Here is a 16469-nt window from a genome sequence, read left to right on the forward strand (position 1 = left end):
GCCGGGCGTGGTCGGCGGGCCCGGCTCGCGCCGGTCAGGTGGTGGCGGGTTCGAGGGACTCGGCGTGGGGAAGGCCGGCGGCGCCGAGTGTGGGGTAGTCGGTGTAGCCGGTCTCCCCGCCCACATACATCAGGTACTGGTCCCGCACCGGATTGAGCGGTGCGCCGACGCGCAGCCGTTCGACCAGGTCGGGGTTGGCCAGGAACGAACGGCCGAGCGAGATCAGGTCGGCCCCTGCGGCCAGGAGCCGCTCGCCCTCGTGCCGGCCGCCGTCGGCGGGCAGCGGCCCTCCGAATCCCAGCACCGGATTGGCGATCAGCGTGCCCGGCCAAGCCGCGCGGATCTCCCGGAAGAGCGGCTGGTCCGGGTCGGCGAAGACGAAGTGCAGGTAGGTCGGACCGACCTCGGCCAGCGCGTCGACGAGCGCCGGGTAGATGGCCTCGGTGTCGCCCTCTTCGATGCCGTTGACGGTGAGTCCGGGGGAGATGCGCACGCCCACCCGGTCGGCGCCGATCGCGTCGACGACGGCGCGGACCACCTCGACCGCGAACCGGATGCGGCCGGCCACCGAGCCGCCGTAGGCGTCGGTGCGGTGGTTGGTGCCCTGCGCCAGGAACTGGTGGAGGAGGTAGCCGTTGGCGGCGTGCACCTCCACGCCGGCGAAGCCCGCGTCGACCGCGTTGCGGGCGGCGGCGGCGAAGTCGGCCACCGTGGAGCGGATCTCGTCGAGGGTCATCTCGCGGGGCACGACGGAGGGCCGGTGCCCGTCGGGGGTGTACATCGTGCCCGGGAGCGCGACCGGCGAGGGCGCGACCGGCGTCAGCCCGCTGTTGTCGGGGTGGCCGACCCGGCCGCCATGCTGTAGCTGGAGGAATATCCGGCCGCCCGCGGCGTGCACGGCGTCGGTGACGCCCCGCCAGCCGGCCACATGCGCGTCGTTGTGGATCGCGGTGATGTTGGGGTAGGTCTGCCCCACGGCGTTCGGCGTGGCGGCCTCGGCGATGATCAGCCCGGCGGAGGCGCGTTGTGCGTAGTAGGTGGCCATGGTCGATTGCGGGACGCCGTCGGCGGCGGCGCGGTTTCGGGTCATCGGTGCCATCACCAGGCGGTTGGGCAGCGGCAGGGTGCCGAGGTGGGTGGACTCGAAGAGGCTGGAGGCAACTCGTGCGTTCGTCATGCCGGTACGGTAGAAGTTGACACTGATGTCAGAGTCAAGTCCTGCGGCAGGCGAGGTGGGTAATGCGGATCGGGGAACTGGCCCAGCGCACCGGGGTGAGCGAGCGCTCGCTGCGCTACTACGAGAAGCAGGGTCTGTTGACGGCCGAGCGCAGCCCCGGCGGCCACCGCCACTACGCCGACAGCGCGACCGACCGCGTCATCCGCATCCAGGAACTCTTCGCCGCGGGACTGCACAGCGCGAAGATCGCGCAGATGCTGCCCTGCATGCGGGACGCGGACGGCGGCCCGTCCGAGATCGCCACGCCGCGGTTGGTCGACGATCTCACCAAGGAGCGCGAGCGCATCGATCGCCTGATCGCCGACCTGGTCCGGTCCCGGGAGGTCCTGGACGAGGTGATCGACACGGCGGCGGAGCGGGTGCCGGTGGCGCTGCCGACCTGAGCTCTAGGCTCTCCGTATGCGCATCGTGTCGTTGTTGCCCGCCGCCACCGACATCGTCGCCGAGTTGGGTCTGGGCGGTGACCTGGTCGGGCGTACGCACGAGTGCGACTGGCCCCCGGACGTGGTGCGGTCCGTGCCGGTGGTCACGGCGGCCGAGTTCTCCGCCGACACGCTGAGCAGCCGGGAGATCTCCGACGCCGTGGGCGGCGCGTCCCATCGGGGCTCGTCGCTCTACACCCTCGACGTCGAGCGGCTCGCCGAACTGGCCCCCGACGTCGTCCTGACACAGGACCTCTGCGATGTGTGCGCGGTCTCGTACACGGGCGTCGCGCGGGCCGTCCGGGTGCTGGACGCCGGTCCGCGCGTGATCAGCCTCGAACCGCGCACGCTGCCCGACGTGTTGGCCTGTCGCGAACACGTCGGGGCGGTGCTGGGCGTGCCGGACGTGGCCGCCGTGCAGGTCGCGCGCCTGCGCGCCCGGCTCGACGCGGTCCGTCGGACGGTGCGGGATCGACCCCGACCGCGGGTGGCGGCGATCGAATGGCTGGATCCGCTGTGGCCGGCCGGCCACTGGGTTCCCGAGCAGATCCGGACGGCCGGCGGCGAGCCGCTCCTGGCGGAGGTCGGCGAGCACACCAAGCCGATGGAATGGGCGCGCCTGCGCGCCGCGGACCCCGACGTGATCGTGCTCTTGCCATGCGGGTTCAGCCCCGAACGCACGGAGGCGGAACGGCAGTTGCTGACCGAGCTGCCCGGGTGGGCCGAGCTGACGGCGGTGCGCGCCGGCGAGGTGTGGGTCCTGGACGGCCCCGCGTACTTCAACCGCCCCGGTCCCCGGGTGGTCCGCGGCGCCGAGGTCCTCGCGCACGTGCTGCACGGAGTCGACGCCGTCCCCGCCGTCTCGTCGTCCGAGGCCCGGCGGCTGCTCCCGGTCTGACGAAGGCACGCCCGGCAAACCCGCCGTCGGGGCCGGACACCGCCCTCGCACCGGACGTGCCGGCGGACCATACACAGCGCGTGCACACGCTGTGTATGGTCCGCCGTGGCTGCGGCTCCGGCCGACACCCGCGCGCGTGTCGGCGCAGCTCAGGCCGGCGCAGGCCCGGGAGTGGCCGGGGTCTTCGGCGTCCCTGTCGGCGACATTGGGGTGTTCGTGCCGCTACACACTGTCACTATCGGTTACGGGAAGGGTTCACTGCCCAGGCGCCAGCACCGGGCTGTTGTGATAGGCGGCGATGCGCCACCGGCCGTCCTCCTTCTCGAAAACCCAGGTCGCGTTCACCTTGCCCGTGTCCGGCACCTCGGTCTGGCCGGGGAACAGGATGCCGGATTCGCTGACGACGATGGCGGCGTCCCTGCCGACGAAGCGGAGGCTGAGCTGCTTGTTGTAGGTCGAGCTGTCCTTGAGTGGTCCGGCGAAGGCCAGGGCCATGTTCTCGCGGATCACCTCACGGCTGTCGCGGAGCGAGCCGGTCATGATGGCGGTCGCGTCCACGGTGTAGTCGGCGACCATGCCCTCGGCGTCGCCGCCCTCCCACGCCTTGTAGGAGTCGACCAGGACGGCCTCGATGGCGGCCCTGTCTTCCGCACGACTGTCGGACATCGGATCTCCCTTGTGAGCGGTTCGCCGGGGGTATCCCGGCGAACTCGTCACTACATACCGGCGGCGGGGTCGGAACTCATCGCGCCTGCGGTAAACCCGCGGCAAAAAGGTGTCGAGGCGCGCTCGACACAGAGAGGTTGCCGCACCGGCATCACCTCCAGGCCGTACCCCGGCACGAAGCAGTCCGGCTACGGCTTCCCGAACACGCCGTCGGCCTCCGTCACCATCAGGCCCATCTCGGCGGATCAGGTGGTCGCGAGTCCCTGGGCGTCGAGTCGGGCCGCCAGACCGAAGGACGCGAAGACCTCGGAATCCTGGAACACCGAATTCCGGCTGATGCCGCCGGCGGTGACGGTGAAGATCTGAAGCGTGTGCAGCTCGTATCCGCCACCGACGCGCCGATAGGCGGCGAAACCGGGCTGGCCGTTGGCCGCGACCGGCTGCAGAGACCAGTCCGTTCCGGCCTGGTCGAAGACCCACTCCATGAACAGGCCGTATTTGCCGGGGCCGGCGAACCAGTTGAGCATCGGCGGCATCTCCATGATCACGTCTTCGGTGAGCAGCCGCTTGAGACCCTCGACATCGGCCTGCTGGAACGCCTTCATGTAGCGATCGACCCAGGCGCGCTGCTCGGCTGTCGACGGCTCGCTGACACGCTCCTGCCGGCCCCCGACCTGCTTCAAACGGGAACGCGCCCGCTGTAGGGAGCTGTTCACCGACACGACGGTGGTGCCGAGGATTTCCGCTGCCTCGGACGCGGAGAAGCCGAGCACATCACGCAGGACCAGCGCACCACGCTGACGCGCCGACAGGTACTGCAGGGCGGCGGCGAACGCCAGGCGCAGGCTGCTGCGGTCGATCACGGTCCCAGCCGGATCGCCCGCGTCCACCAAGGAGTCCGGCAGGGGCTGGAGCCAGGCGAGGTTCTCTCCCGGCACGAGCGGCGCGAGCGGCTCCGACGCGGCCACCAGACCCGACGGCAGCGGTCGGCGGCTGCGGGCCTCCAAGGCGGTCAGACAGACGTTCGTCGCGATCCGGTAGAGCCAGGTACGCAGCGAACTGCGAGTCTCGTCGTACTGCTCCCGCGCCCGCCACGCCCTCAGGTACGTGTCCTGGACCAAGTCCTCGGCGTCGTGAGCCGAGCCGAGCATCCGGTAGCAGTACGCCAGCAACTCCGAACGGAACGGTTCGACCAGGCGATCGAAGCCTTCTGCCTTGGCCGTCACGCCCACACCCTCTCTGCCGATATCAAGAGCACGATACCCGCGAGGCGATGACATGCTCCTGCGGGCCGGTCGGCCACCGGATCGAACTCCCTTGCCCGGGTGTCGCTCAGGGAGCTCTTCCGACCGGGGCCGACCGACGCGTCGGCGCCCGCGCGGCCCGCCGCCCGGCCCGGCCGCACCGCGCGCCGGATGTACTCGGTCCGGCAAAACAGACAGTGGCGGGGCCGTGACTCTGCTCCAATGGTCGCCCCAGCCGAGTCGAGCCGGTGCACGCCGGCCCCGGGAGGCCCCGATGAGCCGGATACCGCACGCGGACGCCTTGGCCGCCGTGATCGAGCGCACCGCCCGGGCCTTCGCGCTGGTGGACGCCGACGAGCGCGCGTCGTGGGTCTTCGCACGCTGCTGGATGCTGGCGAGCCGCTACGAGGAACACGGCTGGGCCCCGGCGGACATCGACGCGGCGATCGCGGATTTCGAGACGTTGCCCGGGACGCTGCCGGGACGCGCCAAGCTCGCGGCCATGATGGCGACCGCGCTGCTGCGCTCGGGTTCGCTGGTGGGATCCGAGCGGATGGGCCGGGCGATCTCCCTGGCGGACGTCGCCGACGCGGATCCCGCCCCATTGCGCGACTGGCCGGTGACCTCCGCGACGCTGCGGGCGGCCGACCTGCTCGCGGCGGGGCAGGAGGGCCGACCGGGTTTCAACCCGCGCACGGCGTCGGCCGACGTGGAGCGCTACGCGCTGATCGTCGGGGACACCGAGCCGCACACGAAGATGATCGAGATGGCGCGGTTGGGCCTGCGGCATCTGATCGGCCAGGCGGAGGCCAATATCGGCGAAGCCCAGGAAGTGACCCAGGGCGCACGGGCGTTCGACGACAAGCTCGACCCGGGGTCACCGCTGCGCGATCGCAGCACCCTGCTCACCCTGCTCGCGGAGGTGCACGAGCTGGGCCTGCGAGGCGACGTCCTGGCCGCCGTGGACAAGCTCGACGAGATCCGCAGGGTGGTGGACCGACTGCCGCTCGGCGATCCCCTTCGACTGTCGTCGGAGCAGGCGTTGGCGTCGATCGAGCCGCTCCTGGACATGTTGCGGCCGAACCGCGCGCCGAGCGGCGGCGACCGCAACGACTCTCGGACCACCCCGCGCACCGGGAACCTCACTCCACCCCCCGACGCCGCGCTCCGCCGACTGGAGGAGTTCGCCCGTGAGCCCGACCTCCCCGGCAGCGAACGCGCGCTCCGGCTGGCCAATCTCGGCACCGCCGAACTGGGCATGGACACCCCGCAGTCGGTGGACAGTGCCGTGCAACACCTGCACGAGGCCCTGGCCGCCGCGGCGGACCACGACCCGCGTTTGGCGTTCTACCTGCTGTCGGCCGGTGCGGCGCGCATCCGCCGCAGGGAGATGACCGGCCGGGCCGACGATCTCGTCCGCGGCATCGAACTGCTCGAACAGGCCCGAGCGCTGACCGAGCCCACCGCACAGACGCTGTGGACCACGATCGCGATGCCCCTGGCCCACGCCTACCGGCTCGCCGGGCGTACCGAGTCGTGCCGGCTCACCGCCCTGAGCGGGCTGCGCGGGCACACCTGGAACGTGCTGCTCCAGGCCAACCCCGACGAGATGCAGGCAGCCGCCCGCCACGCCGCCGACGACGCCCTCGACACCGCGCGCTGGTGCCTGACCGACCACGACATCGACCGGGCCGTGACCGCCTTGGACGCGGGACGCGGCCTGATCCTCTACGCCGCGACCGAGACCCGGGACATCGAGGCCCGGCTCGTCGCGAAGGGCGACCCGGCGTTGCTTCAGGAGTGGCGGCAGTGGACGCGGGGGCGGCGGACCCCCGCCGAGGAGCCGCCGAGCGAGCTGCGGCGCAAGGTCGTCGGCGCCTTGGCGGGCATCTCGATGGACCCCTACGGCTCGCTGACGACGAGCCCCGGCGAGGGGACGACCCGGCTGCTCGACCCGCCGGATGTGCACGAGGTACGTGCCGCCCTGGTCGCGCTCGGGGCCGACGCGCTGATCTACCTCGTGCCGGGCGACGAGCGCAACGGCGCCGCCGTGGTGATCCCGGCCGACGCTCCGCCGACCTGGATGCAGCTGCCGAAGCTCAACGACTCCGGCGCCGCGGCCCTCGATGCCTTCATGCGCGAGGCCGCGCAGGGCATGACGGCGCGATCGGCGCAGGACCGCGAGGCCGCCACGCGCGACGCGGGGATCAAGGCGCCCGGGGTGCTCTCCGGCATCTCCGAATGGGCCTGGGAGGCCGCGATCGGACCGCTGCTCGAGACGCATCTCGCCCCTCCCGCCGGTCGCCCGATGCGGCTGGTGCTGATCCCGGTGCGCGAGTTGGCGCGGGTGCCGTGGCACGCGGCCCGCCGGCACGTGGACGGGAAGCGGCGCTACGCGATGGAGCAGGCCGTCTTCTCGTACGCGGCGTCCGCCCGGATGTTCTGCGGGTCGGCCTGGCGCACCGCGGTGCCGCTGACCGACCGGGGCCTGATCGTGGGCGACCCCGACCCGGGCGGGCGGGCCAGGGACCTGCCCGCGGCGCGGATCGAGGCGTTGGCGATCAGGGACCACTTCTACCGGGACGCGCGCTACCTCGGCAGGGGGCTCGACGGGCAGCCCAGCCCGGAGGGGCCGGGGACCCGCGAGGAGGTCCTGCGCTGGTTCGCCGATCCCGACGGGGGATCGGTGGTGCATCTGGCGTGCCACGGCGTCGTCGAGGAGCGAACGTCCGCCGGGGACAGTGCGTACCTGGTGCTGGACGGCGGCGAGACCTTGGCCGCGGAGACGCTGATCCGGGAGTTGGGTGCCGATCCGGGCCGGGAGATCGCGTTGGCCGTGCTGGCGGCCTGTAGCAGCGGCCGGTGCGGCCGGGGGTACGACGAGGCGTTCAGCCTGAGCACCACGCTGCTGGCCGGCCGGGTGCGCTCGGTGGTCGGCGCCACGTGGAGCGTGCCGGATACCGCCACCTCGGTGTTGATGTTCCTGTTCCACCACTTCCTGCGCGAGCGGGGAATGCCGGCGGCGGACGCCCTGCGCGAGGCCCAACTGTGCGTGATCGGCCATCGGGAGCTGCCCGACGTGATGCCGAAGCGGTTGCGCGACGACCTGCGTCTCGGCGACGGCTCGGACATCGTGTCCTGGGCGGCGTTCGTACACTTCGGGCGGTGAGGGCGGCACGGCGTCGCGGGCGTCGCCGGTCGTGGGCGGTCGCTCGCGGGCGGGGTGGCCGAGGTCGTCGTCCGGCGGTGGTCAGACCTCGGGGACGTGGACCACGATCGGCAGGATCGCCGTCGTCCAGTCGCCCGCAGCCGGCCGGGCCGCGCCCATGTCGCGGTCGAGGGCGGCGAGGCCGAGTCGATCGAGCACGCCGCGGTAGCCACGAGAGCCCCTACGTGCGCAGGCACCCTCCGGTTCGCCGACCCGCCCCAGGGCGAACGCCGCCGCGTTGAACGGGGTTTCGGCCACCAGGACCTTGAACCAGTCGGTTCCGGTGGCGCCGGGCACGACGGGGCGGCCCGGCGGCAGCGCCAGGTCGATCACCTGACCCCAGGCCGCCGAGGCGGTGTGGTGTGGAGCCACCCAGTCGCCGGAGAAGAGCTCCGCGTGCACGCGGAACCGGTCGGTCAGGTCCAACAGGACGCAGTACAGCTGCCGGCCGGTGGTGTTGCGCAGGCGGACGAACACCTCGGGGCCCGCCCAACCCGCCGACCCGCGGCGGTAGTCGAGGTGCACGGCTCCGTCGCGGCCCGGGCGCAGCGCCGGCCGGTTCCCGGGATCGGTCACCTCGCCCGCGCGCACGGCCACCACCTCGATGACCACCGCGTTGGGCAGCGCGGAGAGGGGATTGTCGAGGCCCTTGATCCGCCGCCAGCGGGCGATGTGTTCGAGATCCGTCACCACCCGCGAAGCCTCGCCCGACGTTCGGCACGGTGCCTCGGGAACGAGCGGGGTGCCGTCCGTGTCGGTGATCCGCGCCACGCCGGGGCCCGGGGTCGAGACGCGGGTGTCGGGCGAACGCGCCGCGTCGAGCGGGCCCGACGGATCCAGTGCGCGGACGTGCGGCGACGGCAGACCGCCCGGAGCGGCGACGCCCAGCGCCGTCGCGATCAGCGCGAGGGTCTTCTCGTCGTCACCGGGAGCGCCGCCGAGCGCGACCGTCCCCACGGGCAGCGGAACACTGGTCAGGATCATGGGGTATTGCCTGGCGGGGGCCGGTGCCCAGCCGATCGGCTCGACCAGGCTGCGATCCGCCAGCACCGTGACGACCCTGACCTCGAGCGGCGGATCGGAGCCGTGCACGGCCAGCAACGACGGGTCCCGGGCCGTCCCCGCCGCCATGCCGTGGCACGCCCCGGCGTCGACCTCCCAGACGTCGCGCAGACAGCGCATGGTCACGGCGGAGCGGGGTACGGTGATCCGGCCGCCGAGGAAGGGCCGATCGACGAGGGCATCGGCGCTCGGGGACAACACCGGGATCTGAGCTCGGGCGACGTTCTCGACGCGGCAGCGGGCGCCGGCCATCAACTCCCGGTAGGTCGCCGCGAATCCGAGGGCGCCCAGCTGTTCCAGCAGGGCCAGGCTGAAGAGACCGCGCCCGCCCTCGGGGGTCGAGGTCTCGCAGGCGAACTGGTGCGAGTGGCAGGCCGCGAGGGACACGTGGGCGATCCGCGGCACGGCCGGCCGGTCGGCGAGCCCGTCCAGCAGGGCCGCCGTGGGCGTCGGCGAGGTGGCTGCGGGCTCCCAACGGGCCACGAACGAGGGCAGCTTCGGCGGACCGGTCGCCGCCCGCACGGCGGTGGCCTGCCGCGTGGCGCTGTCCGCGTGGCAGCAGTCCATCACGGCCACGACATGGACCCCGCGCGCGGTGATCTCGCCGATCAGCAGCGCGAGTTCCTTGTCGTAGAGGTCGGGGACCCCGTCGTGTCTGCTGTCGACGCACAGGATCGTCTGGAGCAGGCCGGTGGGTTCGAGGTGGGCCCACTCCGGCGGCACCGGAGCCTGGGACCCGTGGCCGCTGAACCAGAACAGGGCACTGTCCTCGGGGCCGGCCCGCCCGAGATGCCGACGGAAGCCGTCGATCACCGCCGCGCGGGTGGCGTCCCCGTCGCGCAGGCACAGCGGGGCGTACTCGGCCGCGGCGAGCCGACTTTCGAGGAGCGCCGCCGCGGCGGAGACGTCATTGCCGCAGCCCGCGAGCCGCCTGACCGGTTCGCGATAGCCGTCGATGCCCACCAGGAGCGCATACAGGACCACGTGCCCACCCACCTCGGCCATCCGCTTCAACCCGCGAAAGCACCCTATTCGCCCCGGAAGATCCACTACGCGAAACGCCGAAATCCGACCTGTCGACGCAACCCCACCGCGCGGGTGTCAGAACGGGAGGTGCGGGGTGTACGGCTCGCAGGCCACACCGTCGCCGTCCGCGTCGAGTTCGGCGGAGTAGCCCGGCTCACCGGAGTGCAGGGGAGCGACGCCGGCTGCTCGGGCTTCGTCGCAGTTCGCGAACGTTCGGCCGGTCGGGCCGGTCGAGTGGGTCGGGGCGGTGGGGTCGGTCGGGCCACTCGTGCCGCCCACCTGGTCGAGGTCGGCGCGCACGATGGCCCCGTCGCGCACCGTGTAGGTGCCGACGAAGTAGCGGTGGGTCGCGTCGGTCTGGATGGCGTCCAGGGTGATCGTCACGGTTTCGCCGCGCACCGAGACGATGTCGACCCGATCGTGGGCGGTGGTTGCGAAGCCGGCGACGAACTGCTCGTAGGACGCGGCGAATCGGTGCCCGCCGAGGTCCCACGCGCGCCGGTGGTCGTGGCGGTTGACGGCGTCGAAATAGGCCCGGACCACGGAGGCGGCATCGGCCACCGGCGACGAGCGGGGTGGCGCCGGGTTCGTGACGGTCACGGTCGCGGTCGGCGTGGGCGCGGGGGACTCCGAGGGCGTCGGGGTCGCGGAGGGCGACGGGGGCGCCGTCACGGTGACCGTCGAGGGCCGCGGATCGCTCGCGTCCTCGGAGGAGCCGCATCCGCCCACCGCAACCGCGGTCAACGCGGCCAGGCCCGCCGCGGAGAGGGAGAGTGTGCGACGCACAGGCGTCACCTTCTCGTTCGGCGGAGCCGGGTCGGCGGACGTCGGCCCTGTGTCCAGCGTGCGCCGGCCTTCGCCCGACCGCCGGCGGAAGGCAGACGGAAGGCAGGCGGAAGGCCGGGCGGCCCTCGGGTTCGGGGACGAACCGGTTGCTTCACCTGCCGGAGTATTTCCGGGCACCGCATGCCCACCGCGTCCCCACCGCGTCCCACCGCCTCCCCACCGGGCCGACCCGCCGGCGACCGCCGGGGCGCTCAACGGCCCTGAAGCGCCTTGACGTTGTTGCCGAAGGTCCATCCCTTCGAGCCGTCCCAGTTGATCGACCAGGTCATCAGCCCCTTCAGGCCGTTGCCATAGGAGTTCCAGGCACGGGAGACCAGGGTCGGCGACATGTGGCCGCCGCCGGCGCCGGGTTGGGCCGGCAGTCCGGGGGCCTGCTTGTCGTAGGGAACCTTGATCGTGGTGCCCTGGACGACCAGGCCGCGGTTGAGGCAGTCGGTCTGGGCGGTGAACCCCGCGACGGTGCCGGCGGAGTACGAGTCGCCGGCACACCCGTACATGTTGCCGTTGTAGTACTGCATGTTCAGCCACCACAGCCGGCCGTTGTCCGCGTACTTCTTCACGATGGGCAGGTACGCGCCCCAGATCGAGCCGTAGACGACGCTTCCCCCGGTGACGTAGGCCGTCTCGGGCGCCATGGTCAGGCCGAAGTTCGGTGGCATGGCGGCCAGTACGCCGTCGATGATGCGTACGAGATTGGCCTGCGAGGTCGACAGGGTGTTGATGTTGCCGCTGCCGACGAGCCCGGTCTCGACGTCGATGTCGATCCCGTCGAAGTTGTACGCCCTGAGGATCGGCACCACCGTCGCGACGAACCGGTCGGCGACGGCACGGGAGTTCAGGTCGATGCCGGCCGTCGCGCCGCCGATCGACATCAGGATGGTGAGCCCGGACGCCTTGGCCTGACACATCTCGGCCGGGGTCGCCACCTTCACCGTCGCGTCCATCCCGTCCTCCCACAGGACGGTGCCGTCCGAGCGGATGACCGGGAAGGCCGCGTTGACCACGTTGTATCCGTGCTCCCGGATGCGGGTGTCGGTGATGGGGATCCACCCGAGCGGCGGATGCACGCCGTTCGCCGCGCCGTCCCAGTTCTCCCAGTAGCCCTGGAGCACCTTGCCCTCGGGCTTCGACTTGACCGCGCAGGTGTCGCCGGGCGCCGCGCCCGCCGTACCCGGCGCGCTCGCCGTATGCGTCGTGCTCGTCGTACTCGTCGTATTCGGGGTGCCGGACGCGCTCGGTGTCGCGGCGGCCGGCACGATCACGGTGAAAGCCATCGCCAGGGTGACCCCCAGCAGGCGTGACGTCCGACTTGTCATGCGTGATTCCCCCCTCACCGCGGTCGGCCGTCATCGAGTCGATGGTGCGCGTGGCGACGTGAAGGAGCATCTGCGGGCACGCTCACCTCCCGGACTGCGACGGCCCGGAGACGTACGTGGTGCGATTGCCCAAACCGTAAAGTGGTCTGGACCTTTGGTCAATAGGTCTGGACCAACCCGAAACCTGGGCAGGCGCCCGCGGCGGGGACGGATTCGCCGGCCGGATCGATCGCGTAGCGTCCCGGCCATGGCGGTGGATCGAGGTGCGTTCGTGGAGTGGTGGTACGAGGAAAAGGCGACGCACGCCGGGGTGGTGGCGGCGTTTCGGGCCGTCCGGCGGGGCGACGCCGCGGAGTTGAGGACCCGGCTGCGGGCCGAGTGCGTGGAGGTGCTGCGTGTCGAGCATCGACGGCCGCCCGCGCTGTTGGCGGCGGTGCTCGATTCCGGTGACCTCGAAGCGCAGTTGTCGTTGGCGGAGGCCGAATTCGCCGGGATGACCACGCTGCTCGCGCTCGCCCGGCTCGGACGGCCCGAACTGGGCCGCGCGCTGTGCACGTTCCGGCGCCACGACTGGAATCCGGCCGAGGTGATGGCGGCGGTCGTGGCCGCGGCCGATCCGACCGATCCGGGTTGGCGCGCGCCGGATGGACTCGTCCCGTGGCTCGTCGCGGGGGACCACGTCTTCCGGCACGAACTCCTGTACACGCCGTTCGGGGAGGTCCTCGCCGCCACGCTGCTGCGGATCGGCTCCGACATGGCGCCCGAGTTGCTGCTCGACCGCGTCCGCGGGCTGCGCGACCTCGTCGGGGCGGCCGAGTTCGCGGACTTCGTCCGCCGCGCGTGGGAAGAGGACGAGCTGGGCCATCCCGGACTGCTCGCGCACCTCGACGAGGAACCGGCCGGCCCACCCGATCCCACGGGTTTGTGGCTGCTGGCGACCCGGGGCCGCGGTGCCGAGCGCGGCTCGACGGTGATCGATTGGGACCTGGTCCGGGCCGAGCACGTGCGCAAGCCGTGCCCGGGGGCCGTACTCGCCCGGTCGGCGATCGAACCCGACTGCCCCGAGGACCTCGTGCGCGAGGCGTACCGGCACGATCCCGCGGCCACCGCCCGGCTCGCCCACCGGTTGCCGGACGACCTGTTGGCGGACCCCGAGATCGAGCACGACCCCAAGTGGTGGCCGGAGTTCATTCGCCGCCATCGGCGACACGGGTGGTTGCCCGCCGAGCGCGTCCTCGCCGAGATCGCGCCCGCCGTCGACGCCCTGGGGTGCCTGGACGCCGAGGACGCCGGAACCCGGAAGGCGATCGCCGAACTGGTCGCGCCGCTGGGTGCCGACCACGTCGCGTGGACCGCCGTGTATGCCCGACTGGGCGCGCACGAGGGATTCCTGGCCGCGCTCGTGGCCGACGTACTGGCCGCGCGCGACGCGGACGAGTCACGGCTGGGCGCCGCCGAGCCGCGCGATCCCGAGCCCGACGACGTCGTGCCGGAAGGAGCCGATACCCCGGCGTCCGCCCCGACCGACGCGGCGCGCGCCGGATTCCTGATGCTCTTTCAGAGCGTGCCGCAGGATGTACGCGACGCCCTCGTGCCGGTCCTCGACCTGCCCGCGCTGCGCGACGTACTCGCGTCGGCGTCGACGAACGCCGAGACCCGCACCCGGATCGCGGCCGTGCACGGGAGGCGGGTGCTCGTCGCGCGAGCCATGCGCACCGAGCAAGCACCGGAAACCGTACGGGAGTTGCTGGATCTCGACGACCCCGACGTCAATGCCGCGCTGTTTCGGGACGCGCCGCTGACCGACGCGCAGCGAGTGCGCGTCCTGGCCGGCGTGGATCGCCACGGCGAGCGCGGTGCGGTGCCGCTGACCGACGACCTGTTCCACACCCTGAGCCGGATGGACCTGACTCGGTTCAGGGGCCGGCTGCTGACCGGGCTCTGCTCGGGGGACCCTCGACTCGTCCGGCTGATCCTGGGCCGCACCCGGTTGTACACCGGGGTCGGGGCGAGTCGGATGCTGGTCGCGCTCTGGGAACGCGGCGGTCCGGACGCGGTGCGCGCACTGCTGGACGACGTCACCCCGCCGGAGGGGACACACAAGCGACTTCCCTTCGACGCCGATGTGGCCCGGTACGCGCGGGAGGCGCTCGCCGAACTCGACGGCCTCGACCGGATGCGCCGGCACGCGGACACGGCCGGCGATCCGGCCCGCCTGGTCGCGGAGATCCGACAGGGCAGCGAGGCCATTCGGCACCTGATCGCCGAGGGGGTGGCGATGCCGTGGCCGGCACTGCTCGCGGCGCACGCGGTGCGATCGCTGGACTTCGGGCCCATCAACGCCCTCGTCGCGCGAGCGGACTGCCCACGCGAACTACTGCTGGACGGTCTCCGATTCCAGCCGAACGCCTATACCGGAAGGGCGTTCTGGGTCCGCGACAGTCTGGAGCGTGGCACCCTCACCGTGCATGACATCAGCGCCCACTGCGCCCCGGCCGGAATGGCCATGATGCTCACGGTGGACGTACCGATCACGAAGGATCCGCAAGAGCACGAACAGTGGGTGATGCGCGACCTGCGGGAGGCATGTGTGATCGACCGACTGGGCGACTCGGTGGAGGCGTGGACGATCGCCGTCCGCATGCTGCCCGAGTTCCCCGGCACGCTTCTCGAACTCCTCGACACGGTGGTCGCGATCGTGGAGTGACGTGGTCGTGGACTGACGCGGCGCGGCGCGGCGTCCGGACGGGAGGCGGCGGTGCTCAGCCGACGTCCGCCGGCAGGAACCGGGGTGTCCGGCGGGCGAGGGTGGCCTGTTCGTATGCGTAGGCGAGGCGGATCAGGGTGGGTTCGCTCCAGGCGGTGCCGACGAAGGTGATGCCGACCGGCAGGTCGGAACACCAGCCCGCCGGGACGGTGATCGCGGGATAGCCGGCCAGCGCGGCGGCCTGCGAACTCGAACCGGCGGAGTAGTCGCCGTTGAGCAGGTCGATCTTCCCGGGCGGGCCACCCGTGGGCATCACCAGCGCGTCCAGGCGGTGTTGGCGCAGTACCGCGTCGATGCCCTGCTCGCGGGCAAGCGATCGCATGGTCGCGAGGGCCTTGAGGTAGGTGGGATCGGTACGGTCGCCCGAGGCCCCGGCGAGGATCTCCAGGCCCTCCTGGCCGAAGTAGGGCAGTTCACGGTCGGCGTGCTCGCGGTTGAACGCGACGAGTTCGGCGATGGTGCGAGGGTGCTCGCCGGGGGTTTCGGCCAGGTATGCGCCCAGGCCGTGGGCCATCTCGGTGAGGATCACGATGAAGTTGACGTCGGTGCTCGCCAGTTCGCGGGCGGTGGGGATGTCCGCCGGATCGACGATCACCGCTCCCGCGGCGCGCATGACCTCGATCGCCTGGTGGGCGACGGCGTCGGCACGGGGGCTGTAGCCGAAGTAGACGTCCCGGGGGATACCGATGCGCGCGCCGGCCAGCGCGTCGCGATCGAGGAAGCGGGTGTAGTCGGGGTGGTCGTGTCCGACGCTGTCGCGGGTGGCCGGGTCGCGCGGGTCGACACCGACCAGTCGGCCCAGGATCGCCGCGGCGTCGGCCACGGTGCGGCACAGCGGGCCGACCGAGTCCTGGCTGAACGTGCCCGGGATCAGGCCGCCGCGACCGACGAGACCGACCGTCGGCTTGAGGCCCACCAGGGCGTTCGCCCCGGCGGGGGACAGGATGGAACCATCGGTCTCGGTGCCGATGGCGGCCGTGCACAGGTTCGCGGCGGTGGCCGCGGCCGAACCCGAACTGGACTCGTTGGGGCTTCGGTCCAGCTTGTACGGGTTGCGGCACTGCCCGCCCACGGCGCTCCAACCGCCGGAACGGGGCCAACTCGTGCCGCCGGCCCACTCGCTCAGGTTCGCCTTGCCGAGCAGGATCGCGCCCGCCGCGCGCAGCCGATCGGCGACGGTCGAATCACGCTCGGGCCGGGAGCCGAGCATGGCCAGCGAACCGGCGGTGGTGCGGAGTCGGCCCGCCGTGTCCAGGTTGTCCTTGAGCAGGATCGGGATGCCGTGCAGGATCCCGCGCGGCCCCCGGGCCCGTCGCTCCGCGTCGAGCGCGGCGGCGTCGCGCAGGGCGTCGGGGTTGACCTGGATGACCGCGCGAAGCGTCGGCCCCCGCTTGTCGAGGCGCTCGATCCGGTCCAGGTAGAACCCGGTGAGCGCCACCGCCGTGAGCGCGCCGGACGCCATCCGCGCCTGGGCGCCGGCGATGTCCAACTCCGCCGGCCACGTGGACGCGGATCCGGCCCCCGAGCCTCCATCCGCGTCGGCGGCCGACTCCGTCGCGAAGGCCACGCCCCCACCGCCCGCCGCCACCACGCCGGCGCCGCTCGCAACCCCCAACCCCAACAGGGCCCGCCGCCCCAACCCACGCCCACCGGTGTCGCCGTTCCGCTCTCCATTCCCTGCGCCCACGACCCGCCCACCTTCCCCTCGTCTCCACTCCCATCCCGGTAGCCGCCAGTCTCGATCACCCACCCCCCGATTCCAGTCGAGCCACCACCC

At 72.3% G+C, this 16469-nt stretch carries 11 protein-coding genes; 4 read left to right on the top strand and 7 right to left on the bottom strand.

Annotation, left to right across the window (positions count from 1 at the left end; translation table 11 throughout):
• Nucleotides 1-34: 34 nt before the first annotated feature.
• Entirely contained in the window at nt 35-1177 is a 1143-nt protein-coding gene (locus tag OG928_RS42390; protein ID WP_331767352.1) for an alkene reductase, read from the bottom strand.
• Between the two features lie 62 nt (nt 1178-1239).
• On the opposite strand from OG928_RS42390, the gene OG928_RS42395 reads away from it, so the two are divergent.
• Nucleotides 1240-1620: a MerR family transcriptional regulator gene (locus OG928_RS42395; protein WP_331767353.1), complete on the top strand. Its 381-nt coding sequence runs from the start codon at nt 1240-1242 to the stop codon at nt 1618-1620.
• Between the two features lie 16 nt (nt 1621-1636).
• Nucleotides 1637-2557 carry a cobalamin-binding protein gene (locus OG928_RS42400; protein ID WP_331767354.1) on the top strand — a complete coding sequence of 307 codons (921 nt, stop codon included), beginning with the start codon at nt 1637-1639 and terminating at the stop codon, nt 2555-2557.
• Between the two features lie 255 nt (nt 2558-2812).
• Here OG928_RS42400 and OG928_RS42405 read toward each other — a convergent pair whose 3' ends face one another.
• The gene (locus tag OG928_RS42405) at nt 2813-3223 is read right to left on the bottom strand and encodes an SgcJ/EcaC family oxidoreductase (protein ID WP_331767355.1); all 411 of its coding nucleotides are present in this window, start codon (nt 3221-3223) and stop codon (nt 2813-2815) included.
• A 245-nt stretch (nt 3224-3468) separates the two neighbouring features.
• Entirely contained in the window at nt 3469-4455 is a 987-nt protein-coding gene (locus OG928_RS42410) for a sigma-70 family RNA polymerase sigma factor (protein ID WP_331767356.1), read from the bottom strand.
• A 286-nt stretch (nt 4456-4741) separates the two neighbouring features.
• Between OG928_RS42410 and OG928_RS42415 the strand changes: the two genes are divergently transcribed.
• Entirely contained in the window at nt 4742-7636 is a 2895-nt protein-coding gene (locus tag OG928_RS42415) for a CHAT domain-containing protein (RefSeq protein WP_331767357.1), read from the top strand.
• 81 nt (nt 7637-7717) lie between these two features.
• On the opposite strand, the gene OG928_RS42420 is transcribed toward OG928_RS42415, so the two are convergent.
• The 3 genes from OG928_RS42420 to OG928_RS42430 form a co-directional block, all read right to left on the bottom strand.
• Nucleotides 7718-9742, bottom strand: coding sequence for a caspase family protein (locus tag OG928_RS42420; protein WP_331767358.1), 2025 nt, complete (start codon nt 9740-9742; stop codon nt 7718-7720).
• A gap of 96 nt (nt 9743-9838) precedes the next feature.
• Nucleotides 9839-10549, bottom strand: coding sequence for an excalibur calcium-binding domain-containing protein (locus OG928_RS42425; protein WP_331767359.1), 711 nt, complete (start codon nt 10547-10549; stop codon nt 9839-9841).
• Nucleotides 10550-10800: 251 nt separating this feature from the next.
• The gene (locus tag OG928_RS42430) at nt 10801-11925 is read right to left on the bottom strand and encodes a chitinase (protein WP_331767360.1); all 1125 of its coding nucleotides are present in this window, start codon (nt 11923-11925) and stop codon (nt 10801-10803) included.
• A 247-nt stretch (nt 11926-12172) separates the two neighbouring features.
• Between OG928_RS42430 and OG928_RS42435 the strand changes: the two genes are divergently transcribed.
• Nucleotides 12173-14632 carry a hypothetical protein gene (locus tag OG928_RS42435; protein ID WP_406291747.1) on the top strand — a complete coding sequence of 820 codons (2460 nt, stop codon included), beginning with the start codon at nt 12173-12175 and terminating at the stop codon, nt 14630-14632.
• 55 nt (nt 14633-14687) lie between these two features.
• Here the strand turns inward: OG928_RS42435 and OG928_RS42440 are convergent, their stop codons facing one another.
• Nucleotides 14688-16379 carry an amidase gene (locus tag OG928_RS42440; protein ID WP_331767362.1) on the bottom strand — a complete coding sequence of 564 codons (1692 nt, stop codon included), beginning with the start codon at nt 16377-16379 and terminating at the stop codon, nt 14688-14690.
• Between the last annotated feature and the right edge of the window lie 90 nt (nt 16380-16469).

The sequence above is a fragment of the Embleya sp. NBC_00896 genome, from assembly GCF_045207785.1.
Classification (GTDB): Bacteria; Actinomycetota; Actinomycetes; order Streptomycetales; family Streptomycetaceae; genus Embleya.

What these genes read in the sequence shown, in the direction of transcription:
- OG928_RS42390 (WP_331767352.1), bottom strand. Translation starts at nt 1,177, where the DNA reads ATGACGAACGCACGAGTTGCCTCCAGCCTCTTCGAGTCCACCCACCTC.
- OG928_RS42395 (WP_331767353.1), top strand. Translation starts at nt 1,240, where the DNA reads ATGCGGATCGGGGAACTGGCCCAGCGCACCGGGGTGAGCGAGCGCTCG.
- OG928_RS42400 (WP_331767354.1), top strand. Translation starts at nt 1,637, where the DNA reads ATGCGCATCGTGTCGTTGTTGCCCGCCGCCACCGACATCGTCGCCGAG.
- OG928_RS42405 (WP_331767355.1), bottom strand. Translation starts at nt 3,223, where the DNA reads ATGTCCGACAGTCGTGCGGAAGACAGGGCCGCCATCGAGGCCGTCCTG.
- OG928_RS42415 (WP_331767357.1), top strand. Translation starts at nt 4,742, where the DNA reads ATGAGCCGGATACCGCACGCGGACGCCTTGGCCGCCGTGATCGAGCGC.
- OG928_RS42420 (WP_331767358.1), bottom strand. Translation starts at nt 9,742, where the DNA reads ATGGCCGAGGTGGGTGGGCACGTGGTCCTGTATGCGCTCCTGGTGGGC.
- OG928_RS42430 (WP_331767360.1), bottom strand. Translation starts at nt 11,925, where the DNA reads ATGACAAGTCGGACGTCACGCCTGCTGGGGGTCACCCTGGCGATGGCT.
- OG928_RS42435 (WP_406291747.1), top strand. Translation starts at nt 12,173, where the DNA reads ATGGCGGTGGATCGAGGTGCGTTCGTGGAGTGGTGGTACGAGGAAAAG.